16 protein-coding genes are annotated in these 25,860 nt (G+C 39.8%); 2 read left to right on the plus strand and 14 right to left on the minus strand.

Annotated elements, in window-relative coordinates:
* Window positions 1-486 precede the first annotated feature (486 nt).
* The 4 genes from R2R35_RS04630 to R2R35_RS04645 all read right to left on the minus strand — a co-directional run bounded on the left by R2R35_RS04630 (window position 487) and on the right by R2R35_RS04645 (window position 5,465).
* Window positions 487-3,138, minus strand: coding sequence for a glycoside hydrolase family 28 protein (locus R2R35_RS04630; protein WP_317733327.1), 2,652 nt, complete (start codon window positions 3,136-3,138; stop codon window positions 487-489).
* Between the two features lie 325 nt (window positions 3,139-3,463).
* On the minus strand, window positions 3,464-3,835 hold the full coding sequence (locus tag R2R35_RS04635; protein WP_317733328.1) for an iron chaperone: 372 nt from the start codon (window positions 3,833-3,835) through the stop codon (window positions 3,464-3,466).
* Window positions 3,836-3,897: 62 nt separating this feature from the next.
* Window positions 3,898-4,599, minus strand: a complete 702-nt coding sequence (locus R2R35_RS04640) for a hypothetical protein (RefSeq protein WP_317733329.1) — start codon at window positions 4,597-4,599, stop codon at window positions 3,898-3,900.
* Window positions 4,600-4,928: 329 nt separating this feature from the next.
* Complete coding sequence (locus tag R2R35_RS04645; RefSeq protein ID WP_317733330.1) at window positions 4,929-5,465, minus strand: flavin reductase family protein; 537 nt, start codon at window positions 5,463-5,465, stop codon at window positions 4,929-4,931.
* 824 nt (window positions 5,466-6,289) lie between these two features.
* Between R2R35_RS04645 and R2R35_RS04650 the strand changes: the two genes are divergently transcribed.
* Together R2R35_RS04650 and R2R35_RS04655 are read left to right on the plus strand one after the other, a co-directional pair.
* Window positions 6,290-7,135: a class I SAM-dependent methyltransferase gene (locus tag R2R35_RS04650; RefSeq protein ID WP_317733331.1), complete on the plus strand. Its 846-nt coding sequence runs from the start codon at window positions 6,290-6,292 to the stop codon at window positions 7,133-7,135.
* Between the two features lie 97 nt (window positions 7,136-7,232).
* Entirely contained in the window at window positions 7,233-8,039 is an 807-nt protein-coding gene (locus R2R35_RS04655; protein ID WP_317733332.1) for an AraC family transcriptional regulator, read from the plus strand.
* Window positions 8,040-8,262: 223 nt separating this feature from the next.
* On the opposite strand, the gene R2R35_RS04660 is transcribed toward R2R35_RS04655, so the two are convergent.
* From R2R35_RS04660 to R2R35_RS04705, 10 genes are all read right to left on the minus strand, one after another.
* A complete protein-coding gene (locus R2R35_RS04660) occupies window positions 8,263-9,417 on the minus strand; it encodes a glycoside hydrolase family 27 protein (RefSeq protein ID WP_317733333.1) in 1,155 nt (384 codons plus the stop codon).
* Between the two features lie 166 nt (window positions 9,418-9,583).
* Window positions 9,584-10,633: a glycoside hydrolase family 88/105 protein gene (locus R2R35_RS04665; RefSeq protein ID WP_317733334.1), complete on the minus strand. Its 1,050-nt coding sequence runs from the start codon at window positions 10,631-10,633 to the stop codon at window positions 9,584-9,586.
* A gap of 403 nt (window positions 10,634-11,036) precedes the next feature.
* On the minus strand, window positions 11,037-13,391 hold the full coding sequence (locus R2R35_RS04670) for a glycoside hydrolase family 3 N-terminal domain-containing protein (RefSeq protein WP_317733335.1): 2,355 nt from the start codon (window positions 13,389-13,391) through the stop codon (window positions 11,037-11,039).
* A gap of 31 nt (window positions 13,392-13,422) precedes the next feature.
* Window positions 13,423-15,276, minus strand: a complete 1,854-nt coding sequence (locus R2R35_RS04675; protein ID WP_317733336.1) for a beta-N-acetylhexosaminidase — start codon at window positions 15,274-15,276, stop codon at window positions 13,423-13,425.
* A 250-nt stretch (window positions 15,277-15,526) separates the two neighbouring features.
* Complete coding sequence (locus tag R2R35_RS04680; protein ID WP_317733337.1) at window positions 15,527-18,625, minus strand: alpha-mannosidase; 3,099 nt, start codon at window positions 18,623-18,625, stop codon at window positions 15,527-15,529.
* A gap of 196 nt (window positions 18,626-18,821) precedes the next feature.
* Complete coding sequence (locus R2R35_RS04685) at window positions 18,822-19,805, minus strand: glycoside hydrolase family 130 protein (protein ID WP_317733338.1); 984 nt, start codon at window positions 19,803-19,805, stop codon at window positions 18,822-18,824.
* Window positions 19,806-20,484: 679 nt separating this feature from the next.
* On the minus strand, window positions 20,485-21,975 hold the full coding sequence (locus R2R35_RS04690; protein WP_317733339.1) for an ABC transporter substrate-binding protein: 1,491 nt from the start codon (window positions 21,973-21,975) through the stop codon (window positions 20,485-20,487).
* Between the two features lie 107 nt (window positions 21,976-22,082).
* The gene (locus R2R35_RS04695) at window positions 22,083-23,009 is read right to left on the minus strand and encodes a carbohydrate ABC transporter permease (protein ID WP_317733340.1); all 927 of its coding nucleotides are present in this window, start codon (window positions 23,007-23,009) and stop codon (window positions 22,083-22,085) included.
* Window positions 23,010-23,070: 61 nt separating this feature from the next.
* Window positions 23,071-24,030 (minus strand): ABC transporter permease, encoded by a 960-nt coding sequence (locus tag R2R35_RS04700; RefSeq protein ID WP_317733341.1) that lies wholly within the window; start codon window positions 24,028-24,030, stop codon window positions 23,071-23,073.
* A 397-nt stretch (window positions 24,031-24,427) separates the two neighbouring features.
* Complete coding sequence (locus R2R35_RS04705; RefSeq protein ID WP_317733342.1) at window positions 24,428-25,834, minus strand: alpha-L-fucosidase; 1,407 nt, start codon at window positions 25,832-25,834, stop codon at window positions 24,428-24,430.
* Between the last annotated feature and the right edge of the window lie 26 nt (window positions 25,835-25,860).

The following is a 25,860-nucleotide window of genomic DNA, read 5'->3' on the forward strand; positions in this document are numbered from 1 at the left end:
TTCATCTTCAATGTAACATCTCCTTTATTTCCTTCTGATTTCATTTCACCTGTTAGTACATCATACCTCCTGTTTCAAAGGAAACCATAAATCATTAATTGTATTGCATTAATCTATTTTACCACTAAATTTCTCTTAATGTCAGTAAATTTTTTAATATGCAATGTATTTTCAGCATTTTCTTAGAAAAGGTCTGGAAATACTTCACTTTTTCTATCTCTGTTCTGTTTTACTCATTCATTTAATATAATTAAGCCATATCCTAAAGCAGAAGGATCTGAATCCTTAGCTCAATAAAAAGGATGATTATCGCATGTATAATCATCCTTTACCAATAATATTATTAGAAACATTTTTTAATGAAAGCGTATCTGGGCTGTTGGATTGTTGCCTTTATGAAAGAAAGACAACAAATCAACAGCCCTTTCTTAATCTGAAGACTTAAGGCCCAGAACAATTGCTCTCATAAAACAACTGCTGTATTTTCTATTTTATAATCCTTATGAATACCTCCATCTTAACAGGTATAATACCATCATCTGCTGTAAAAGTCAGTTTATAAGGCTCTTTTCGCAATGCTGCTTCTGTTGGCTTCCACTTAAAAACGCTTGGCTTACCTGGCACAAAGGTGGAGGAATCAAAAACTGCTCCTTCCGGTAAATTGCTTCCCTTCAAGGTCATGGGTTTTGAAACACCTTTGACGCTATAATCCTTTACAGTAAGGGATTCATTGTATATCTTTCCGTCGGTTTCTAAAAGAGAGACCTCGTAAGCCGGCTGTCTGGCAATGATCTCAAGCACAAGCTCCTGCCCCAACTGAATCCTTTGTTCTGGAATTGGACGGAAAAACGGGCGATATACGGTTTGAGGCAATGGATAGTTTGCAGTTTCATAATCGTAGTTATAGCCTGTCTCCGTGATTGCAGCTGTTTCATAGGAATACAGACCGTCTTTTGGTGTCCCTGGTGCCGGAGCAGTAATCTGTACCTGTTTAACAGACAGACTGCTGTCCATTTCCACCTTCTCGACAGAGGTCAGCTGATAAGGATAATCTGGCACATATTCCAGCCCGGCAGGACGTTTATACTTGTTCGTAACACATACGACTTCTTCTCTATCCTCTCTGTGGTCCGCATGAATACGGCAGAGGGTCCCTCCTACAACATCATCCAATACAATAGGATATCTGCTGTCTTCCACAAGATAATGCAGCGTAAGATTTGACACCTTTAGATTCTCTACATGGCGGGCATATAGGCCATAAGCCGGCAGTATCCCCCAATTGCTGGGTTCCGGATAAACCTCCGGGAGTTCCGGTATATTAAAAGGTGCCGCCTTCCAGGCTTTCTCTGCCGGATTCCATTCTGCTCTTGGTAGCAGTCCCTCGTTTTTCAAAAAAAAGGTATTAATCAGCCATGGCAGGGATTGAATGCTTCTCTTTCCTTTGTTATAACGATATTCCCAATTGGTATTTACCTGACGTTGTTCCACCGCCTCTTTAAGTGAAAAGCCTCCTCTGTATTCAACGGTAATATTTTCAAGAATAATGTTACGAAGTCTGCTGCCAACCAGTCCCATCAGTTCGATGGGATATCTTGGATCAGCATTTCTAACCGATATATCCCGAATAATAATATCATGGACCGAAGCAATTCTCTCACTTCCGAAAGCATTGGCATAAAGGGGCAGATCACCTTTCATTAATTCACAGTCATAGTCAGGCAGGTACTGTAAGGAATCCAAATCATACTTATATGCAAAGTATCTCCCCTCCTCCTCATGATAATTTGCCGGATTTAAAAGCAAAGGGTCAACCTGGTCTACGATTTCAAAGAAAGAACAGCCATCTGCGGTAACACGGTGGGTTCTGTTATATGCGGGCAGATATCTTCTTGCCGGATATAGGGAGTAATTTTCTTTCGCCGGAAGAATCCAGTTGGTATTTTGCAGGCGCACATTTGGTCTGGAAGCTTCTGATGTGATTAGCTCTTCCTCTGACGAGTTACCCGTAACCGGATAACGGCCCCGGTCACCTGCTCTGATAAAAATCGGTGAACTGCTTACATCTTCCATGGTGGAATCCTCAAAGAGAATATTGCTTAAGTCTGAGCCGTCCACTGCCTCCAGCGCAAATCCCCGGGAACGTTTAAACTGTACCCGTCTTACCGTCACACAGTCATAACCGCAGGTAGCTTCTGTTCCCAACTTGACTCTTGCAGTTGGACCGCAGCGATCCGTAGCTATCAGCTTATCCGTCGTAAAGGTTCTGTCATAAACGGAACCCATATCATAACCGCTGACCTTACAATCCTCCACCAGGACATTTTCCAGGCGTTTGAAGATACCTCCGCCATAAGAAGCCTTTAAGACAATGGCATCATCTGTCAAGGAATTAAAGGCTGAATTCCGAATGGTCACATTCTGACAGCAATCCACATCCAGGGCATCTCTGTTGGTATCTACTAATACCTGTTCAACCAGGAGGTTGGTCACACAGGTTGCTATTATAGCAAAATGTCCGCCTGCCAGGAGAGAGAAGTCCCTTAACACCACATTCCTGCACCGGCAAAGAGCAATAGCCTTATTACCAAACCATTCTCCTCTGTGTCCGGCTTCCATACGTTTCCCAGGTTCCGGTGGATCTCCTCCCATCAGCACATGCTCCAGTTCCCCCTTGTCATTTAAAAAGCTGCCATCAAGTAAACCGGGGCCGTAAATCATTACCTCTGAAATATCACTTCCATAAATAAGGCTATTTCGAAAATAGGTATGTCCATGATCCTGCAGCCCAACATAAGCATTTACCTCTGGCTCATCATAATTGCCGCCTTCCCCTTCCTGCAGTTCATAGGAGTTCTCTATATCTGTTTTGGCGGCATGTAATACACTGCCCTCACTTAAGTAAATATTTACACCACTCATAAGAACTATGGTATAAACTCTGAAATCCCCTTTGGGGATTATCACAGTCCCTCCTTCTATGGACGCTTCCCTTATTGCTGCATTGATGGCAATGGTATTGGTAACGGGAGGCATATCTATACCTGCACCATATGTGCAAATGTCAAATTTATGTTCTTCCTTCTCCAGATAATTCCTGCCAAAAGGACACCCTGTGGCTTCTTTTATTGCAAACATATTTCTCACTCCATTGTTGTATAGTAATCGTTATTTTACTAATCATAGCAAATGCTTATTTATTATTCTCTTCATTTTCTTTCACATATTAAGCATCTACGACCATCATGAGATAACGAAAACAATTCATTTCTTTTATAAGCTGTAGGAAAGAGAGGCTGTTTACATTACCTGAGTGCAGGAAAAAGCCCTGTGACATTCCTGTGCTGCACGGCTTGAAAGTCATTCGCCAATTTTGTATGCTAAAATCGTGCATTTTAATGGGATTACTGCTTGCGAAGTCCGGCAGCATTTCTTTCAAGAGTGTTTTGGAATGAAACAGAGCTCATTTTCTCCAGAATGTCGTGGACTCAGCTTTATCCTGAATATTAAATTCAATTATTTTTTCAAGTAATCCATAATCAACATCATTCTCCCAGGTAATTCGTATAAGCCCTTTGGTACAGCTATAGCCAGCTTCCTCAATTTCAGGCATAAACTTGGTTATAGCCGCTTCCTCAGGGGCAATTGCCAGGTGTTTTTTTGCAACACTAAACCCAATAATAAATGTTCCATGGTCTGTAAACATGGGCTGATTCCAGGCAATTTTGGTTTCCAGGCTTGGATATTTCCCATTAATCCATTGGAGAATTTCTACTACTCTGGCTTTTTGCTCGGGCTGTTCAATTTTTGATATAAACTCCGTAAAAGCTTGCATTCCATACCCTCCTTTTTTCTTGTGTCTATTATCTCTCATATTCTATTTATACTTGCTGACTTTCATCTGAAATAATCTGCCAATAACTCCTCCTTTTTATCAAGAAGTATATAATTTTCAGGGATATTTTTATTCTTAAGATATTTAATTATATCTTTCAGAAAATCATCACTCCCAACAACATAATAATAGGCATCAATATCTTCCGAAATCACATTCAGCATTTCAAAGAATTCCTTTCTGGTACCTGTAAAGTATTTTGTAAGCTTCGGGTTATAAAGCTGGTCCAGCTCATTTTTGTATATAAATGTTTCAGAAGAATCAATCGTAAGGCTGGTCAGCTCCCGGATGCCCGTCTGGTCTTTCATAAAACTTTTTATCAAGGGTCTCATGGTTGCAATACCGACCCCCATTGATACCAGCACAACGGACTTTTCCTCTCTTCTCAGATACATTCTTGAACCGACTTTGAAGAGAACTACTTCATCGCCTGCCTGCAACCCCGATAATTTGCCTTTAAACTCTGAGAATGGCGGGTATACTCTGGTCGTAATACCTATTTTGTTATCTTCCGGCAAAGTCATAATTGACATATGTCGAACCCAGGCTTTGTTCGGTGTCTCTCCTTCGTCAAATCCCAACATACCAATATGTGTATGAGCTCCTTCCATCCACGTAAAGTTTTCCGGTTTCTCAAGTAGAAAGGTTTTGGTTCCTTGTGCTTCTTCTATGATATCTGTAATCTTAACCTTGTGCTTAACCATATGTTATTTCCTTTCTGAAAGCTTGACAGCTTACGAACATCAGAATTGCGTAATTGAAAATGTTTCTCATTTATATTTCTAATCATAAGTATAAACCAAATCAGAATATAAGCAAGTAAAATTTTACACTATTTGATTGCGTTTAATACAATCAAAAACCGGATAATTTTGCTTAAATACCAAAAGAAGGTGTTGTAATAATCTTTCCAGCTTAAACAGATGCGGGATATCAAAGTAGAATCTCCACAATATCATATCCTTGCTCTTCTGTTTCGTTGAACTGACTTTACAACACCTTCGATTTTCAATTTAACTTATGGACAACTAAATTATTCAATAATATAAGCGCTTACAATCTCACCATAATATGCCGTATGGTAATCTCTGTTAGCACCGTGGAAGGTACTGTCAACCTCCTGAGGATAGAACCTTTTATTATTTTCTTCCGTGATTTCCTTCGCCTCCTGTTTCTGCTTGTATACGATCTTGCATTCCAGGGTCAAAGGAAGCTCCTTAATGGCAGGAACAGAAACAACAGCCGGCTCCTCCAGTGTCAGATTAAGTTCTTCTACTTTATCAACTGTATGACCAGATTTTGTTCCGCATACTCCCAGAATCTTTTTATCAAAATCACCAAAGGGAACATTAATGGTAAATTCAGGATTCTTACCCAGTTGTTGTTTGGTAAATCTGTTTTCTCTGACAAAAACGGTAAAGATTAATTTTCCCCACTCAATTCCCAAGGTCCCCCAGGATATGGTCATGGAATTCACTTTCTCCTCTGCTTTTGTTGTCAGCAACACACCATTTTGCACTGCCTTCATAATATCATTTGCATAGTCTAATACCTGTATTTCCTTTTTCATCGTACAGCCTCCTAGAAATATTATTTTTTATATGATAACCTTATATGTTTAAGAATACAAGTATGTACTTATTGGTGAGATACTAACGAAAAGGAAAGTATAAAGGCTGCTGCTGGTTTCGCTTATTCCTCTATCAGAGTTCAACAAAAGGATTTACGAATTGCCCATGTTTCTTTGTACTCTTACCATATTGGATTGCAAATTCAATGCACTCAAACCAAACCCTGTAAAATCCTCTATGAAATACTGGCAGCTCATTACAGTAATACCATACTGCTGTTATTGGAATGGAATTTTTTAAAAGTAAATGCCTGTTCAAAGGGACAGTCCCATGACTATCTGAACTATTTAGTATCAGCCTTATAATATGGCTAATTTGATTAAGCCAGTATAAGCCCCAGCATCCCTTTAATGAATGCTTATAAATTCTTAATTACTTCTTATTTTCCTGAGGTTGACGAGGTAAAAAATCTATGCTATCCTATTGACGTGATAACATGAACGTAAGAAGGTGACGCAATCCGGCACACTTGATATTGCATAATCAGTAATATAAGTGAGAACGTGGAAACGACGAATAAAATCATAACCGAATAAGAAAAAACTGACTGTTTTGTAACAGTTTATTTTCTTTGTCCAAAATATGATTTTCATTCTTCTATCCACGCACATATTTCAAATACTAGAAAGCTGTGGATAATTCCACAGCTTTTTTCATGTTATCACAAAATATAATTATGGAACTTTCGTTTTAAACTGGAATTTTTTTAGTACACACAAAGAACTATCAAATTAAAAATCTTATATTCACGAAAGGAATTATTATGAATCAAAAATTAATAAACATACTTTCCAAAAAACCTGAGCTTTACGAGCAAAGCACCGCAAAATTCTGGGACGATGAACACATTTCCAACGAAATGCTAAAAGCACATCTTGACCCCACTTGGGATGCTGCCTCCAGAAATCATTCATTTATTGCAAAATCAGTAGACTGGATTACACAGCTTGCTCCTCCTTTACAATATAGGAAGCTGCTGGATCTGGGCTGCGGTCCGGGACTATATGCAGATAACTTTTGCAAGAACGGGTATGAAGTGACCGGGATAGATTATTCTCACCGTTCAATAGATTATGCCCGCAGCACTGCATTGAAGAAAAATTCTGATATTACTTATCTCTATAAGGATTATCTGGAATTATCATACCAGGAGGAATTCGATGTCATAACGCTTATATATTGTGACTTTAGCGTAATGTCTGAGAATAATCGAATGGAATTATTAAGGAAAATATATAAAGCCTTGAAAACAGGCGGTAAATTCATTTTTGATGTAACTGCTCCCAAAGCATATGAAGGGAAAACCGAATCCAGGGATTGGTATCAGCAGGAAAGTGGATTCTGGAGTGCCACTCCCCATGTATGTATCAACTCCCATTCCTTCTATCCGGAAGATAATACCTGGCTCAAACAGACTGTCCTCCTTACAAAAGACAGCATGGAATGTTATAACATATGGGATCACATCTTTACAGAAACGGAGCTAAGAAAGGATTTAAGTACTGCTGGCTTTTATGATATAGCTTTGTACGGAGATATTTCAGGTGCCGAATATAACACAGATAGCAAAGTACTATGCGTGTCAGCCACTAAGGAGGTAAAGAAATGAATTAGTACTTTATAAATTGCGAAACTTCCTGGCAGATGATAAAATAGGTTATACCTATTTATATTATATGATGATAACTTATCGAAAAGGAGCTCTTATGAGAGACGTAAATACCTTCTCATTTGATTCATTACGCTGTGTCGGTTTTGGATATAAGCCCGCTGATTTGCATCGTTGGGGGCCGGGTGTTCGTGATTTGTATGCTTTTCACTATATTATCTCCGGCAGAGGATATTACATGGTGAACAAGGTCTGTTACCAATTGCAGGCAGGAGAAAGCTTTCTGATATTTCCGGATACCGAGGTGTTCTATTATCCGGACGAAGGGGACCCGTGGGAATATGTCTGGGTGGAATTTAGAGGGGAAGAGGTCAAGGAATTAATAGATTTAACCACTTTATCTGTTAAGTGTCCCGTAACACTGCCCATTTCAACTGAACGCTCAACTGAGTGGAAAAATCTATATCATATTCCTGAAGCTTATCGAATAAACCGCTTTGAGATTGAGCGCGGCAGTGCAAGACTTCGTTTATTGCTTTCGTATTATATAGAGCATTTCCCAAAAAATCAGTCCTCCTTAACTTTTGATTATGTAAAAGCCACAAAGCACTTTATTAAATCAAACTATTGGAGAACTGAATTAATGATTGCAGATATTATTCAGCATGTAAATATTGACCGTACTTATCTTTTTCGTTTATTCAAACAAGCTACTGAGCAATCCGTGCATCAATATCTTACTGCTTACCGAATCAAAAAGGCTTGTGATCTGCTTTGTCACTCCGATCTCGCCATAAAGATTATAGCTTATTCAGTAGGTTATGCTGATCCCCTGTATTTTTCTAAGATTTTCAAAAGCATAACAGGAGTGACTCCAACCCAGTATAGGATTGATAAACCTTGAAACAAAGCTGTTTCTTTTCATCGGAATAGTACACAATTGCCGGATTCTCTATAAACCTGAATCCGGCTTTTTATTGCTTCACTGCTACAGGATAACTTAATGGAAAGACAATCGATGCAAAAGAATACAGAAGTTGTTCTTGAAATTAACTTAAAGCAAATTGCTTTTTCATCTTCTGAGAGTTTTGCTCCGCATTCTTTACAGTAATTCCCTTCAGACATAATTACACCAACTTCGCACGGACAACGGTGCAGTCATGTGCCGGAACAACTGCTGTGAAGCGTTCCTTGAAAACTCCAAGTTCTTTATGGTCCCAGCAATCAAATAAGGACAATCCCTTATTGCTTGCAGAAGGAATCCCCATGTCCCAAAATTGCACTGCTAGTTCCTTCTGTCCATCACTCAGATTAAAGAGACCAATGGCTATATCTCCGTCTGTCAGCACCTTGACCAGAATAAAACATTCCTCTGCATTGAACCATTGAGGTTCCGCCTGAAGTCTGTATGCTCCTCTTGACTCTGCATCCTGATTAATACGAATAATCTCGGGATTTTGAAGAATATCTTTTGTAATCTGGCTGGTATTGCGAATATCACAGCCAATTATCAAGGGAGAACCCATCATACTCCAAAGGGAAAAATGAGTCTTGTATTCCTGATCTGTACATCCGCCAACGCTCCCAATAAAACTGCTGTTGCTGCCTCCATGCATACCTACTGTCAGCATATCCATGTCATTATGGCAAAAAGTACTAGTATAACATTCTTTATCCAACTGGCTGACAGCTATTTTCTTAATAGATTCCCAATTATCACGGATATCTTCCGTAGACCGGTACATATGTGCACCAGATTCTCTTACCCATTGATACACATTATCGAATCCCCAGTTGCAGGCAGAAAATAAGATGTCTCTGCCACAGTTCTTAAGTGCCAGACTCATTCGTTTGTAAAGGAGCTCTCCATTCATATGGCGAGGTTTAAAGCAATAATCATACTTTAAAAAGTCCACTCCCCAGGAAGCAAAGGTTTCCGCATCCTGAAACTCGTGTTCAAAGCTTCCCGGATATCCGGCACAAGTATGTGTCCCGGCGCAGGAATACATGCCAAATTTTAAACCCTTCTCATGTATATAATCAGCCAGTGCCTTCATTCCCCCCGGAAACTTTTTCGGATCAGGAACAAGCCTGCCCTCTGCATCTCTTTCTTTCAGACTCCAGCAATCGTCAATTACCACGTACTCATAGCCAGCCTCAAGGTATCCATCTCTGACCATACAATCTGCTACATTACGGATTAATTCTTCGTTAATATCCCAGGTAAACGTATTCCATGAATTCCATCCCATAGGTGGGTTAAATCCCAACATTTTCTCCATTTTATTATCCTTTCTGCTGCTTTTGTATTACAATACAATCAGTAGGATATACCAGATTAATAAGAAAAGGAATTGTATTATGTTGTTATTACATGGATATTTGTTGTTTTAAATATTTATCTAAATACCGCTTCCAGGAAATCAGCAAATACTTAAGCAGGATTAGTTAAAGCGCTCCATCTCCTAAAATACTGTCAGACATAAGAACAGCACTTAAAAATGCCAGTCCCAGACCCTGTCCCCAGCCCTGAATCCATTTTACCGAGATATTCTGATACCCTTCTCTATCCTTCATAACCGCGGTTCCGCCGGATACATTCATCAACCTGCCATCAGGGGCGATATTCTTAAGTACGCCCTGTAAGGCTCTTTGAATATGTTTGATATGAAGAGGATTGCCTTTCCAGATCATAGCCGCAGCTATACCCGCAGAGGCAGATAATTCTTCATAGGTATCTTCATCGTTTAGAATGGTTCTCCAGAGTCCCTGTTCTGTCTGGAGCAGCTTAAGAGCAGATAATTGCTCATTAAGGCTTCCAACTATCTCAAGATATTTGGGATACAGGTAACATTCCGGCAGAATTTTTCCTACCCGGCTCATGGTATAAGCTGCCCAGCAGTTGGCTCTTCCCCAATAAAAACCTGACATATGATCTTTCTGTATATTGTTATACCCATGATACCACAATCCGCTGTTCTCATCCTGCAGGTATTGAATATGCCAGTAATATTGATTCAAGGCATCCTCTATCAATGCTTCGTCCTTTTCCATTATGCCTACTCTTAACAAGAAATAAGCCGCCATAAATAAAGTATCCGCCCAGCATTGCTCTGGAAAATCATTTTTGCTGGATACCGTATGCTGAAGTACCTTATCGCCAAACCGCAGGGCTTTGTGGCTTAAATACGCAACCTTTGACTTAATAAGCTCCTTATATTTCTCTTCGCCGTATTCCTGATATAGGGTAATAAGACAATGCCCCATAGCACAGGTATTAACGGTCCAGGAGGGAAGACCAATGTCTATTAATTCATCCACTCGTTCCTTCAAAAATTCTATGTACTCTTTCTTTCCTGTGGTTTCATAGGCTGTAGCCAACCCGTAGTAAGCCACTCCACAAGGCCAGTCCCAGGACATGTCCATTCGTTTGGTTCGCTCAACTATTTTATCAATTGCACCAAGTATCTCCTCTTTCTCATAGATCAGTTTTCCCATAATATACCTTCCTTTTGTTGTTATGATAGTTATTCTACAGGAAACATACAGGCCTTTTCAATTACTATTTTCTTTATTTCTGCCAGCTTTCAACCCAATTATAATGCTCCATGCTCTTTCCAGGTATCATTACACATACCTAAGACAACATTCATATCAGACCAAACACAAACCAAATGACAAAATACACAGGTGCCAATTAACTCTTACCTTAGACCGGTACATTTCATCTGTAACATGCTATACCAGGTAATGCTAAAAGAAACAGTATGGCTTTCCGGGATTCCTACAGAAAGCCATACTGTATTATGCTTTATTTCTTTGAAAGCAGCCTCAACATTATCAATAGAAAATTAATATATCCTATATCGATAATCCATCTGAGAGATTTATATCGGTTCTGCTATTCTGATATGATAACCTTCCCTTGCCAGAAAGTCTGACATCCATCCGATAACATCAGCTGAGTGTCCCCTGCCTCCATTGTAAATTCCATAAGTTCATTCCAGATTGAGAGTTTTTCTTCATCCAGGTGCAATACAGCTCTCGCTGATTCTCCCTTTTTAATAAAGACCTTTGTAAAGTCCTTCAGTTCAATTACCCGTCTTATGATACTGGACTTCAGATCTTTTATAAAAAGCATGATCAACGCATAACCGTCGTAATTACCATCATTTGTTATATTAATTTCCAATTCTATGAAGCCTTTCTTCATATCGTCAAAGGTCAGTCCTATACTTTCTGAGTATATTTGCTGCTCATCCTTAAAACAGCTGTCTGCTCCATTACAGGCGGCTGTAAACTGATACTTAAGTTTTATGTCACTGTAACGAAAGGTTGTATAAGATAAACCATAACCAAAAGAATAAAGTGCTTTATCCGGCATATTTGAATAGCTCATGGCATTATAGGAGTCTTTGTAATTATAATAGACCGGCAGCTGTCCCACATGTCCTGGCAAAGATACCGGAAGATGACCGGATGGACAGGTCTCTCCAAAAATTACCTCAGCTATTGCCTGACCTCCTGTCATTCCCGGATAAAAGGCACATAGCAGTGCCTTGGAATGCCGGTCAACCTCCGTTACTGCATAAGGACGACCTTGGATCAGGACAGAAATAACAGGTTTTCCTGTTTGTGCTATTGCTTCAGTCAGCCTGACCTGCAGACCGGGCAGGCTAAGAACTGCTGTATCAATTCCTTCTCCACAGTCCATATCCAGGCTTTCACTTAACTTTGCTGCACCGTTTGCATCAAATTCAACCTTGGAAAACCTGCTGGAGGAACCACCCAATACAAGAATTGTATAGTCGCAAGCTTTTGCTAACTGAACTGCTTCTTCTATATAGTTTTCCTCATTCCTGATCAAACCACAGCCTTTTGAGTATCTAACAACTGTATTCTCTCCGCAGTCCTTCAGGAAATCCTTGATGCCTTTTAATACAGTAATTCCTTCTTCCTCTCGAACAGAAGGTGTGTAATCCCCCAACTGATGATAAAGCTCATCTGCATTGGGTCCGATTACTGCAATAGAGCTTATTTTCTTTCTATCAAGCGGAAGAATATCGTTCTCATTCTTTAGCAGGCACACAGATTCTCTTGCCAATTGAAGTGCTTCCGGATGGTTCTGGTATGAATATACTTTTGATATGTCCTGCTCTTTAATGTATGGATTTTCAAAGAGTCCTAATTCGAATTTAAGTTTCAGTACCCGATAGACCGCTCTGTCAAGTTCCTCCATTGTCACAAAGCCATTTTCATATGCCTCTTCCAGCCTTGTAAAACCTTTATCCCACAAGCTGATATCGACTCCTGCCTTTAGTGCCATGGCTGCTGATTTTGCGTTATTCCCCGTCATGCCATCCAATCGATCAATGGCCAGTCCGTCTGCCATGACCACGCCTTTAAACCCCATCTCACCACGCAATATTCCTGTCAACAGCTTTTTGTTGCTGTGACAAGGTATACCATCGATTTCATTATATGCTGCCATGATTCCCTGTACCCCTGCCTGACAGCAGGCTTTTGCAGAAGGAAGATGGATTTCTCTTAATTCTCTTTCTCCTATCCGGGCTGCACTGGCATTGATACCTCCTGTCCCTTCCCCCTGGGCACAGAAATGTTTTGCCACAGCGGTCACACCTTTACCCTGAATTCCTGTAACGGCGGCTTTTGCAAGCTCACCGGAAAGATACGGATCTTCGCTGTAACACTCTTCACTTCTTCCCCATCTGGGATCTCTTAATACATCCAGTACAGAAATTAGCGCCAGGTGGACTCCCAGATCCTTTAACTGGCTGCCGCATACCTCATATGCCTTCCTTAGCAGCTCCGGGTGAAAGGTTGCTCCTGCATTTAAGTTAACCGGCAGAAGATATCCGTCAAGAGCCTGATGTCCGTGAGGGCATTCTGTACTTAACAGCATCGGTATACCAAGTCTTGAGTGTTCCAGTACAAATTTTTGTATCTTATTATAGGCCTTGGGGGCCAGAACGCCGGTTAAGCCGTTCTCATAGGTTTTGCCTGACCAGGGATCTGCCCGGTAAAGTCCATAGAGTACGCCAAGTCCTCCATAGTACTCTACCTCCTCTATGAGTTCTTTGTTTAATTCAACCTCAGCACCCTTGCGTTCATACACCTGAAATCCATATAAATGCTGGTTAAGCTGACCTGCCTTTTCCCGAACTGTCATATGAGACAACAAATCTTTCGCACGTTCTTTTGAAGAAAGGCTGTTGTCCTGATATAAATATTTCATGTTTTCCCCCATTGCATATTGCATCTTTTTATCATATTTCACTTTCTCTCAGCTTATCGGCATACCAAAGGATTACATTTTGTATACGGAATAATTCTGACTCACGGCTTACCGTTCTCCATACTTCCTTATAAGCATAGAACCAATGCTCCAATTGCTCCGCCAAATTCTTTGCAGCAACAGCCGCTTCATTGTCCGTACCGTATAGTTCTTTACAGAGAGTAGCGCCAATGGTATTGAACAGTACCATACCTTCTGCCGCAACAATATAAGGTTTTACCTGATCTCTTTTTGAGGTATCAAGGTGTTTCAGATTTCTGTACAGCTGAAGGATACCTTGATTGATGGTATCGTTGGCTGCCTTCACTTCGTCAAAATTAACTGAAGTCAGTAAATGCTTCTTCTCTTCTTCACTTTTTCCCTTACTGTCCATTTCCATGTAACGCACAGCATACAGCCAGTCAAACACACTATTTTCTGAAAGCATTGCCACATTATGAACAAAGGAAAGAGAGCTGTCTTCAAACTCAAGACGGGATATCTGTGCTTTCATGTCATCTTTGTCCAAAATCCGATGGTTCCAGGAGAATGCTGCTCCAAATATAATACCTGTTATACTGAATTCAGGATGATTAATATGCCCAAAATCACCCCAGTCCGTATTTAAGACACCGATTGCTTGATATTTATGTGCATAAGAACACATTCTGCTGATATTCTCATAGGAAGCATCAATGAAATTAATAAACTGATTCCAGCCTGCAACTCCCGGGCACAGATACTGAACAGCTCCTGCTTTTGCAAGTACTTTGGCTGACTCTTCTCCTTCACACCTGGAATATCCCCAGTTAAGGCAGATTGTTTCCTCTGGCAGCTCTTTTATTGCCTCCGGAAAACCTTTGACAATATCTCCCCAGAACATAGGTGTTTTCCCTTTATCTACAAGGTATTCGCACAACTCCCTGACATACTTGATATACATACTGTTTACACCTGTCTGGTCAGCTTGTTTTTTTGATCTTCCTTTGCCTAAATCAAAGGTCTCATCCGCACAGATATTAAAATATCTGGAAGAAAATAAAGGAAGGTACTCCTCAATAAGCTGCTTTATCAACGAAAGACTGCCTGCATTCGTTACATCCACCGTATGGTGGTCCATCCTGTCATCAAAAGAAAAGGGTTGTTTATCAGAATCTTCAAGTTCACAAAGAGAGGCATAGGTTTTAGTACTCAGCAGTTTATATAAATGCCCAAAGCTTGATAAGGATGGAATCAGCTCCACATGATATTGCTTGCAATAGGCATCCAGCTCCAGAATATCCTCCCCGGTAAGAGGAGTATCATCCCTCCACACCTCGCTTAAATCCTTAAACAAAAAACTATGTTCCACATAGAGCTGTAGTTGATTTATCTTATAATAGCTGAGTTTTTCTACCAGCTTCTTTAGATAGGAAAGCGTCGGGATTCTTCCTCTTGTTACGTCAAAATAATAACCTCTGTTGGGTATGTCTGGGTAATCTTCAACGCACAAGTATGGCAGAACCGCTCCTTCCATGGCAATGACCTGTCTTAAGCTCTGTATTCCATAAAGGATTCCAGCACTACTTCCTCCCTCTATTCGTATCCCCTTAACATCAATGGTCAACTTGTACTCTTCTGATTTCATAGCTTTAGCCTGGGTCAGATAGATACAGCTGGTATCAGCCTCTCCTTTCGTTATGGACAGGTTATAGCCAAGCTTTAACTGTATATCCTTCCCCAGAAGCTTTGCATGTGAATATACTTCGCTGCCACAGGCAGCATCAACAATAATTCTTACCTGATAGGATAAAACAAAATACTCATTTCCCGTTACGACCACCTGGGGTCTTGGTATAATATTCATAAACACCCACCTTTCTTGTTACAAATAAGTTCTCCGCTACACACTGGACAGTGTTTTCTGTCAATCAGACTGCACTGACCTGCCACTCCTTACGAAATATCAATTACCTAAAAGGGAGCATCCTCTCCGGATGCGGTTTAGGTCCTTATCCTTCTATTTATATGTTGCAGAAAGAAGAAGCGGGGCAGCTTCTTCTTTCCTTCCGTTTATTATGCAATATTTTGGGTATTAAGGAAACACAAATTTACATTTATTTGAATTTGATTTTGTAGGTCTTAATCTCATATGGCTTTATTTCAAAAGCAAAACCCTCTTCTGTTCTGGGCACTGCTGCAATTACTTCCTCCAGCAGATTGCATTCTTCTACCGATACAATGTCTGCTGCTCTTTCAAGAGTTGCTTTTGCTTTTGTCAGTGCATTTTCAAATTCATAGATACGCAGCACTATGCCGTCTCCTGCTTCAGCCTGTTTTACAGTCTCAAGCATAACATTTGCTTTATCAATGGAGGCGAACGAGTTAGAATTACCGGGAATTCCACCTTTCACCGCATAAGCCGGCTGGTTTAGGTTGCTGGCTTCTCTTACCGTGCCTGCCTCTCTCCAGCTCTTTGCATGGGGATAGATTGCATAGGTAAAGTAATGCTCTTCCTGGTCTGTTGTGGGATTTGGTTCAATACCGGATTTGATCAGCGTAACTGCCATATTACCGTCTTTTACCGAATGTCCATATTTGCAGTCATTGAGCAGACTGACACCATAATGACCTTCTGACAGATCGATCCACTTATGTCCGCAGCTTTCGAATCTAGCCATATCCCAGCTGGTGTTGCTGTGTACTTTTCTCGTAAGATTACCAAACTGAATATCAAAAGAAGCTTCATCAGAGTGGATATTTACAGGGAAATGTACTTTCAGAAGATGCTGATGCTCTTTCCAGTCTACGTAGGTATTGAAATCAATCCTTCTGCTGTCCGCATAGAAATATATTTTCTGCTTTATGACTGAATTGCTGATCTTTCTGTCAATTTCCAAGGTTACACGAACTTCGCCGATCTCCGTCCATTCCAGGCGGGTTATTCCGGTGACATCCCAGAATTTTTCTGTATAGAAGATATCAATATCCCAGTTGTCATAATAAATAGGCTTATCTTCGTAGATACGGAACAGATTTGCCTGCTGACCTTTCTGTAATACCTCTCTGTCATTGTCTTTATCATAGATTGAGGTAAATAATCCATATTCATCCAGTTCAATGGTATAGAAAGGTGTTTCAAGGCAATTACCCGCCAGCTTAAAGGATGCTTTGCTTTCTTTCTCGTTTATTACTTCAAAAGTCTTACTGCCTTTAGCAGGTAATCCTTTGAGATAAGCAACTGCACTATCACCGATTTTTTGAACCGGATAAATATTACCAGCTTCATCCTTAAGAGCTTTTCCATCAATCGTTCCAAGATTTACAATATCATCCCTAACAAAGCCCAGAGTATTGTAAATGGTTACGCCATCTCCTGCACCCGTTAAGGTCTCCAGGGAGTTTCGAATAATAGCACCGGCTGTATCTGCTATCTCAGCATATTCCTGTTTCGTAACTTCATATACCTCTTTGATACTGGAACCGGGCAGTATATCATGGAACTGATTCAGCAGCACTTTCTTCCACATTGCATCAATTTCTTCTGCCGGATATGGAATATTCTCTTCTAATGCCATAACAGAGAGCAGTTCCAAATCCATTAACATCAGCTCGCTCTTACGATTAGAGCGTTTGTTCCTTGCCATGGAAGTATAGGTTCCTCTATGATATTCGAAATAGAATTCTCCCTCCCATTCTGCCAGCCTTTTGTTATCCTTTACTCTGTCGTATAACTCATCAAAATAGGTTCGGGAGAACTCCTGACGTACTTTGGGTATACCTCTTACCCCTTTTTCCATACGAAGTGAGGTCTCTAACATTTCCCTGGTAGGACCGCCTCCGCCATCACCATATCCATAAGATATCAGAATATCATTGTTAATATCCTTGTTCTGATAACGGGTCCAACCGCCCATAATAGCATCGGGGTGAAGCATACCGTTATAGGTGGTAAAGAATTCATTGGTGCTCTGCCCTACTCCAAGGGTAGATATAAAATGTGTAAAAATTTTAGTTCCGTCAATACCTTTCCAGTTCAAAGTATCATTGGGTATCTTGTTAAATTGATTCCAGGCCAGCTTGGTGGTCATAAAGTAATCAATACCAGACTTCTTCATTATCTGGGGAAGCGCTCCGGAATAGCCGAATACGTCAGGCAGCCAGAGTATTCTGTTGTCAACACCAAATTCCTCTTTAAAGAATTTCTTACCATGCATAAACTGACGCACTAAGGATTCTCCGGAAGTAAGATTGCAGTCAGCTTCAACCCACATACCGCCTTCCGGTTCCCATCTACCTTCTTTTACCCGCTCCTTCAGTCTCTCATAAAGCTCCGGGTACCTTTCCTTGAGAAAATAGTATAGCTGGGGCTGGCTTGACATGAATTTATAATTCGGATACTCCTCCATCAGCTTAAGCACAGTAGCAAAGCTTCTTCCAACCTTTTCTCTGGTCTGTTCAACCGTCCACCACCAGGCAACATCAATATGAGTATGCCCGATACAGGTTGCTATCACATCTTCAAAACCTGCCATGTCCTCATAGAGAGCTTTCGCAAGATAGGTATCAGCTGCTTCTAAAGACTCATAAAATTCCTTCGTATAAGGAATCCTAAGGTCCAGATAATTGACACAGTTATTTAGAACTGCTTCAATGTCTTTCCTAACCTTATCGTCTTTCTCCATTCGGGAAAAAGCACTTAAAGGTACTTCTATGTCATAATAAAGTTTTTCGATTTTAGGATCAATCTCCAGCATTTCAACTATCAGATTGAATTCGCTGTGAAGTGTTCCTGTATAAGACTGCAAATCCAAGTGATAGGTCTGACCGGACACCGCTGCTTTTGTTAAAAGGACTCTTCGGTGATTCATATCTATCCCCTGAGTTGCCACACCATCAACAAATAGCAGGAATTGCGGATTTTTTCCATCATCCCATTCATCGATCTGAGTTCTTACATTCATCCATACCGCTTTGCCCTCCATGGAAGAAGGAACCGTAAATTCACTGCGAAACCAGTAATGTACATCAGGCCCATACCAGTGCATGGTTTTGCAGTCGAATTGTTCCCATAGAGCTTCCGCTTTATCCGCATCCTCTGGAAATACATAATTGCCTTTTTTAAATTTCCAGTTATCAACGGTAACTTTTTGTACAATTGAAAGCCTTTTTAATTCATCACATATTACACGAACTCTCTTATCCAGAAATACCATAGACACCTCTTTCTACTCAGGGTACCGTTGAATCATTGCTCTCACTAGCTTTTTTCTATACCCCGGTTAATAAATCTTCTTTCCTATCCCTGTTTTATTATACAGGATTTCTATAAGAAGAAGTAGGTTTTTATCCCTTCCTCTTTTCAAATGTTTATATCTTAAAGCCAACATGCAACCGGAAAGCTGAATAAACTTATACTACTTCCATCGCAGCCATCAATTCATCCACAGTCGTAAATGCCAAACCTACTACCGTATCTGCACAACCATAATAGATCGCAATTCTTCCGGTATCTGCGTCCGTCAAAGCAGCACAGGGAAATACCACATTGGGTACATCACCACTTCTTTCATATAACTCATCGGGAGCAAGGACATAATTCATGGTTCTTTTCTTAACTTTCCAGGGTTGATTAAGATCCAGCAATGCGCAGCCTATACGATATACAAAACCATTACAGGTTGCCAGAACCCCATGATAAATAAGAAGCCAGCCTTCGTCTGTTTCTATGGGGGTAGCACCTGCCCCAATCTTGGTGGACTGCCAGCCGGACTCCTCAAAATCACAGGTCCCCATCACATAACGGTGATGTCCCCAATATTCCAGATCCTTGCTCTGACTGTAATAAATATCACCAAAGGGTGTATGCCCATTGTCACTGGGACGGCTGAGCATAGCATATTTATCACCTATCTTCTTAGGAAATAAAACACCGTTTCTATTAAAAGGCAAAAATGCATTTTCCAGCTGAACAAAGTTTTTAAAATCAAAGGTATATGCGACCCCTATGGTGGGGCCATGGTAACCGTTGCACCAGGTTATATAATAACGATCCTCTATGTAACAAACTCTTGGGTCATAACGGTAAACTTTTTCCGTAATCTCCTCATCTTCGCCTGTAAATTCAATGGGTTCCGGCTGTATGTCCCAGCTGATGCCGTCTTTACTGAACCCTGCATAGATATCCATGGTCACAGCCTTGCTGTCACAGCGAAATATTCCAGCAAACCCATCTTTATAAGGCACTACCGCACTGTTAAAAATACTGTTTGAGGTGGGTATTGCATCTCTTCCTATAATAGGGTTTGCATCATAACGCCAGACCGGATTAATGTATCCTTCCGGTTTATCCTGCCACGGAAGATTATTATAAGACCCTCCAATAATTTTACTCATCTTTTATCCTCCATTATATTATTCGTCAATGCACTGCTGCTGCCTGGCATTCTCTCTTTGATTTATCATAAAATTGGCTTATTTATAAAAGCAGATAGTCCAATTTATTTCCAATTTTAAGGGTTGTATTTCTCTTAACAATACATTAAACGAGCTATTGCAAAACTTCTACGCGAACTTTCTGCCTGCATTTTGTAACAGCTCGTTTAATATTTTGGACATTGATTGACTTACTTTATCATTATTAATTTCTTTTTATTTATCAACTTTATCTATTTGACTGGTTATTGATTTTCATTATTTATTAATTATTTAAATCACATGTAATTATCCTTACTTACTGATTAACTTCTACTGTATAAATTCCCATAAATTTAATACTAATTGCTCTAAGTATCCAAAGCATTAATATCTCTTCAAGTACAGGCAATTGCAGAAAACAGAAAGAACGAATGCTGCCTATGGAGAGGCATTAGCAGTCCTTTTCTCTGGAAATTTTGTGCTATAGAATCATACAGATTGTTTGAGTACACATAGTGTACTCATGCGTAGCGAGTTATCTGTTTGATACGATGTCCAGCACAAAAATTCCAGAGAATCAGGACTTCTTATGCCTTGTAATCGAAGCATGCGTTCTATCTGTTTTCTGCAGTTTGCCGTCCCCTTGCCAAAAAACTAACTATTTATAATAAGCATTAATCTGATTCTGTACTTCCGTAAGAATAGTATCAAGACCGCCGGCTTTTAATTCCTTTGTAATCTTAGCAACTGTCTCTTCCGGATTTGTTGCACCTGTTAATAATTCGCTCTTATACTTGTTATAAACTTCTCTGCAGTTAGCAAGTTCATTCTGGATTTTGGAATAATCAACATTAAATCCTAAAAGTACAGAAGGTTTTGCATTTTCATTTAATGCTTTTACTTCATCCCACTGGTTGAATTCATCTGTTGTCAGCTGTGATACAGTAAAGAAAGTACCCTGGGTATAACCAGCCATTTTCCAGTCAGTGTTAAGTCTTTCAATCTTGCCGTCATCTGTGTATTTGAAGTTCTCACCTTCAACACCAAAATAAAAGGCATCTCGAACCTTTGTGTCCAGATTAACAAGCTGTAAGAACTCCAGGCACTTCTCAGGATATTTTGAACCGGAATAGATTGCATTCACGGAACCACGTACTGTTTCATTAGAAACGATCGTATCATTTATCTGAATAGCTTCTGCTTCTACGCCCATATTAGGACCCCAGGTAGTTTTTGCTGCGGAAGGCCATCCCTGAGCAACACTTACTGCTTTGTATGTAGGTGTTTCAGAAGTAGAAGGTGCATCAGGATTGATAATTCCTGCTTTATACCACTCATTTAAGATTTTCAGCTGAGACATAACATCTGGCTGCTCTAAAACGTTTACTACAGTACGGCTCTCATCATCAAATTTCACACCCACTGCAGGAATTCCAAGACCCATGGAATCATATAAGCTCATAATCATACTAAGTCCATTCTGGTCCATCGGGAAAGCTGCAACACCTTCACCTTCAGTGATTTTCTTTAAAGGTTCGGTAAGAGCATCAAGTGTATGGATATTCTTGTAGTCTATGCTGTATTTATCAGCCATTGCCTTATCCCACACAATATAATTGGACATGGAGGAATCCTTATAAGTCGGAACACCATAAACATTACCGTTAATGGATACTGCACTCCAGTAATCTTCCGGAATATAGCTGTAAAGCTCTGGTGAACTTGTTTTTACAATATCCTTGATATCATAATATGCACCTAAAGCAACGTCGCTGGCAAAATTGCTGCCATCTGTAAAGAGAATATCAAAATATTCACCAGAGTTAACAAGAATATTTCTTCTGTTCCCCCAGTCACCCCAAGATACAACTTCCATATCGATATTAACCCCAATTTTTTCTTCAAGATATGGATTTATCTGCGCTAACCACGCATCATAATTATCAGGCATGCCACTGCCAACGGCAAGCCACTTCAGGGTTACTACCTCATCCTTGGATGCATTATCTGCCGGTGTTGTCGTTGCAGCTCCATTGTTTGTTCCCTGGCTGCCGGTGTTCGTGTTATCCTTTGTATTCTTAGAGCATCCTGCAAAGATTGTACTAAGGATCAGCACGAAAGATAATAACAAAGCAATCTTTCTTTTCATAAAATACCTCCTATTTGTTTGATATTTATTTATTAAAGTATGATACTTTTAATAAATCACTGTAATGGATGAATTTCTTATTAGCAATTTTGTATTTATCCGTTCCCTCAACCCTTTACGGAACCAATGGTTAAACCTGATACAAAATACCTCTGAAAAAATGGATAAGCACAGGCTATGGGAACAACAATTAGTACTGCGATCGCCATTCTGGCGGATTCTGTAGGCATCAGATTCTTATATTCCTGAATCGACAGTCCTGCTGAAGGGTTGGTGGCAAGAAATTCAACATTTTTTTGAATATTATTTAAAATAGCCTGCAATGACATTAAATTGCTTTTGTTTATGTAGAGGGAGGACTGGAACCAGTCATTCCAATATCCAAAACTCAAAAACAGACCAATTGTCGCCAGCAGCGGCTTTGAGATAGGTAGGATTACTCTAGTGTATATACTCAGCTGATTGGCACCGTCAATTTTCGCAGCCTCTACAATGGAATCCGGAATGCTTGTTTTGAAGAAAGTCTTACATATGACAACATTGTAGGAGGAAACCGCCAGCGGAAGTATCAAGGCCCAGATGGAATCCTTTAAATGAAGCAGATTCAGATTCACTACATAGGATGCCACCATACCGCCACCAAAAATCATAGGAATAAAGACTACCCAAGTAAGAAAACCTTTCAGCTTATACTCAGCTCTGGATAGGACATATCCCATGGAGGAGGTCAGTATCAGACCGATTATGGTACCTAATATGGTAACCAGCAATGAAATACCGAACGCATTGAATATGGTATCCTTTTCATTCCACAGGAACATATATGCATCCAGGGAGAACTCCTTTGGAATGAACCTATAACCCCATGCGGCAATGGATTGCTTTGAAGATACTGATATCATAATCACGAATAAAAAGGGGATAATAGCAACTGCTGCTCCAATGACAAAAATAATATTAAATATAAAATTAGTGGGCTTTGAAATTCTGTTTAACTTGTAATCTGATTCTGCTTCTTTCTTTTTTCCGAACATTTATCTTCACCATCCTCTATATTAGTTAGTAAACACAGCGGTTAAAAAACCGCCTGATAAGTTATATGATCGCATATTCGTCATCTACTTTTTTAACGATCCAGTTCGCAAACAATATTGTAAAGCAGCAGGCAACAGATTGCAGGAGTGAAGTTGCGGATGTCATGCCAATTGGTGAATTAGATCTGATTGCATTGTATATATAGGTATCAATTGTTGAGGATACATTATAAAGGGATGCCGGTATTCCTCTTGTAACCTGATAAAATAATCCGAAGTCAGAGCTGAAAATACCTCCGATACTTAAGATGAACATCATGATTATGATAGGCTTTAAAAAGGGAATGGTAATATATTTTACCTGCTTCCATTTTGTAGCTCCATCTATAACAGCCGCTTCGTAATAAGTAGTATCAACACCTGTTATACAAGCCAGATAAACTACTGTTCCATAACCGACTCCTTTCCACATCTTCATGAAGATAAGAATGAAAGGCCAGTACTTTGCTTCCATGTACCACTGAACAGGCTCTCTTCCCAAGGTCTCCAATATCTGATTAAAAATTCCTTTATCAGCACTGAGAAATGAAAATACAAAATAACTTACAACAACCCAGGACAAGAAATGGGGGAAGAACATACAGGTCTGATAAATCTTGGATTTGACCTTGCCATGTATCAGGCTGAGCATAATCGCTAAAGTAACCGGTATCAGGATACCCAATATAACGAATACCACATTGTAAAGAATCGTGTTACGAAGTAATAATGCAAAACTATTTGATTTGAACATGTACACAAAATTTCCGAAACCGGACCAATCACTATGTATCAAATTATATAGAAATCCTTTTCCGGGAAAAATTCTATAATTCTTAAATGCAATTACCACACCAAACATAGGCAAATAGCTAAATAATACATACCATACAAAGGTAGGTAAAGCCAGCAAGGATAACTGCGAATCATCTTTCGTCCAGCGCCCTCTTTTTGTTTTTTTCTTCCCCGAAGCTTTTTTCATGCCAACACCTCTGCCTTTCCCAATCTGCAATTATGTAACAAAATTAACCAATAAAACTTAACAATTACCATAAAATGTTAATGCAATTTCATAAAGCAATAAGAGCATTTACACTTTTAAGGTTTCTTTACTTAACATTAAAATTAACGTATTTCTTAAAAGATTAACACAATTTTAACATGACTCATCTCAACTGTCAATATGTTTTTAAAAATTATCAACAAATTATCTTGTTACAAAAGCAAATTTGTATGTTTTTTGACCAATCAATTTATCAAAAATGTTAACTGCTTTAATTTTACTAAAATTCATTCTATTAACAACGCTTTCAACATATAATTATTAATGTTAATTATTATTAACATTTCGAACTTTTGTGTAACTCATTAATACTTTTTTAGTACAAACCTACATGGCGAATGACAGGAGCCACTCGGAATTCTTTAAAGACAATTCTTAACGTTATAACCTCTAACGGTACCAGCTCACAGATTTTTTTATATCCAATGGTAGTCCCGCTATATAGTAAGAGCTCTGACTTTTCTTTGGTATCAGCCCAAATTTCAAAGTGCTCTACCCTCTGGCTCATTCTAATCTGTTCCTGAAGGACTACATAATGTATCTGCTTCTCTTCTTTCAGGTTAATTATTATTTCACAGGCATTACAATTATCAACTGCTTTCCAAAAGGTCTCATCCTCTTTCAGTACATTGGAGATTTCATATGCTCCTTCGGTTTCCGTTGCCTTTAAAACAGCCTGTTCTGCATAATTGTTTTGAAAGTTTTCTCGGATGAAATCGCCTAATTCTACTAATCTTTCTTCATCAAACCTTGTGATAAAGCCATCTTTGTGGGGAGGAATATTTAAAAGAAAGACACCGTTACCACCAACAGAATTAAGGTAAATATGTTTCAGCGCCGCAAATGACTTTACCTGGTGATCTTCTGCTTCATGATAAAACCATCCCGGCCGGATGGATACATTGACTTCTGCTGGATACCAGATCAGACTTTCTGCCTTGCTTACCACTTTAAGGCTGCCAAGGTCCTTCGTTTGCTGATCCAGCCCTTGCTTACGGAATTCTTCATTATCCGTCTTTTGTGAGTTCTCCATAATGTCAGACTGTGAAAAAACTTCCGCAGGCACCACACTCCATTCCGATTCTCTGCAGTCTCCAGCCTCATTTCCACACCAGCGCACATCCGGACCGCACACCGAAATGACTGCTTCCGGCTGCAATCTCCGGATCAATGCATAGTAGCGTTTCCAGTCGTACTCCTGCCTTTTTCCATTTGGTCCCTCACCACAGGCTCCATCAAACCAGACACTATAGAGTTTGCCGTATTGGGTCAAAAGCTCTGTCAGCTGTCCGCAAAAGAAATCATTATACTCTTCTCCGCTTCCATAGGACGCCTCATGCATATCCCAGGGAGACAGATATACCCCCAATTTAATACCATATTTCTCACAGGAGGCAGAAAGCTCTGCTACAATATCACGGCCGAAGGGGGTATGCATAACCGAATGTCTGGTGTATGCAGTATTCCAGAGACAGAAACCGTCATGATGCTTTGCAGTAATGATACAGGCTTTTATCTCAGCCTTTTTAAGCACTTCACACCATTGATCCGTATCAAGGTTCTTCGGAGAAAAAAGGAAAGCCTCCTCCTTTCCTGTTCCCCATTCCCGGTCTGTAAAACTGTTGATTCCATAGTGAAAGAAAGCTGTATATTCAAGCTTCTGCCAATTCAACTGATTTTCACTGGGTACAACCGATATTAATTTTTCCATAAATGATTCCATACGCCATTCTCCTTTTGATTACATAA

The organism is Anaerocolumna sp. AGMB13020, from assembly GCF_033100115.1.
Classification (GTDB): Bacteria; Bacillota; Clostridia; order Lachnospirales; family Lachnospiraceae; genus Anaerocolumna.